Genomic DNA, 1,604 nt, shown 5'->3' with positions numbered 1-1,604 from the left:
AGCGCTGCAGCGATTTGATTCGGGTCCTTGGTTACAACAAATTAATGCACCAACCTTAGTTTTAGCAGGGGATCAGGACTTAATCTTTAGGGAGCCTTTGGTTAAGGATCTCGCAAATAAAATTCAAGGAGCAAACTATTATTGTTTCGCCGAATGTGGGCATTTGCCGCAAATAGAATATCCGCAACAATTTACCCAAGTAGTGCATGAATTTATTAGGGGCTGTTGACATTGATAGGTCATACTAAGTTACATTTGTATACGTGGCTTCTGACTGTCTGAATTTCAGTAGCCATCTTCACTATTTATATTCAGAAGCGGGCTGCTTTGCCACGAGATTAGGGTGATGAATTCCGGTTTAATTATTTTCAGTCTCAGATAGTGAGTAGGATTATGCTTGTTTGCGCATGGAAATGATTACACCACCATTGCAAAAACGAACCTGGTTTATGCTTGAAGCTAACTCTAATAAACTAATGGAGTCCAAATACCATCACTGCGCTATCTTTTGGATTTCGATAATATTCTTTTCAATCGTCTCGCAAATATCATTTAAAGGTAAATGACTTAACCGTTCTTCTGAAAAAGGATTTTGCAGCTCGATTCCAATTTGATCTAATGAAAATAAAGCATAGGCCACTAAACCAGTAATAACTGGGCTAATCAAAAGAGAAATATTGACTAGAGCAAATGGCAATGCCAGTAAAAATGATAAAATGAACCGCCTCGATTTGACTGCCATCACAAAAGGCATTGGTGTTTTTAGAATTCGTTCACAAGCACCTTGGCTGTCAAGAATCATGGCGCGTTTTTCCTCCGCCTGTAGAAATGAAAAAGAATCGAGTTCGTTACTAAGACGGACTCGATTAAGTTCATGCGCAATAATAGACGACAGGGCATTGGGCTTATGTTCTGATTGCTCTAAAATAGAGAGTAGTTGGGGATCAAGCAAGCGCTTTATTTCATCGATTGAGGCATCTCCGCGTAAATTATTTTTCATAAGATAAGGTAATGCTGCAATATACTTGGTTAACTTAATACTCCAATTCGTATTCTTAGTGTTGGCGTAATTTGAGACAATAATGGCAAGATTCCTGCTTTGATTGACTACGTTCCCCCATATTTTTCGTGCTTCCCACCAGCGGTCGTAACCTGCATTTACTCTAAAAACCAAGATCAGCCCCATGATTAATCCAGCATATTCAAATGGTCCTATGGGTAATGATATTGAAGGTATAAAATAGTCAAGACATGAGATAAAAGAAGAGTAGCCAATCATAAAGAGAACTTTCTTAAATACTCTGGGTGTCACGGAACCGCTTATTGCCAGCGCATTTTTTAAAAAACCGGGATGTTCATGTCGGTTAACCCATTGTTTCTTATCATTCATATTTTTTACATACTAATCAATCAGTTCGTATATTATATAACGATATTAAGTTTTATGATGCTATTTTTTAGTATTTATGCATTCATATTTAGCACTTTTCCTTGTTAAGTATAGTCAAAAAAGTAAGATGTTATTTTTTAAAAAGGTGGCCAGAAGCGCATCAGTTTTAACAATGTTGAAAATTTCATAAAATTTCCTTGGTAAAATAGTTATA

At 36.7% G+C, this 1,604-nt stretch carries 2 protein-coding genes; one reads left to right on the top strand and one right to left on the bottom strand.

Annotated elements, in window-relative coordinates:
- A partial coding sequence (locus LDG_RS19675; protein WP_233491477.1) for an alpha/beta fold hydrolase occupies window positions 1-229 on the top strand: 229 nt, incomplete at its 5' end.
- A 264-nt stretch (window positions 230-493) separates the two neighbouring features.
- Here the strand turns inward: LDG_RS19675 and LDG_RS10150 are convergent.
- Window positions 494-1,390, bottom strand: a complete 897-nt coding sequence (locus LDG_RS10150) for a bestrophin family protein (RefSeq protein ID WP_006871248.1) — start codon at window positions 1,388-1,390, stop codon at window positions 494-496.
- Window positions 1,391-1,604 lie beyond the last annotated feature (214 nt).

The sequence above is a fragment of the Legionella drancourtii LLAP12 genome (assembly GCF_000162755.2).
Classification (GTDB): domain Bacteria; phylum Pseudomonadota; class Gammaproteobacteria; order Legionellales; family Legionellaceae; genus Legionella; species Legionella drancourtii.
Note: the sequence above shows the minus strand (reverse complement) of the source record. Positions and strands in the feature narration are given on the sequence as shown.

What these genes read in the sequence shown, in the direction of transcription:
- LDG_RS10150 (WP_006871248.1), bottom strand. Translation starts at nt 1,390, where the DNA reads ATGAATGATAAGAAACAATGGGTTAACCGACATGAACATCCCGGTTTT.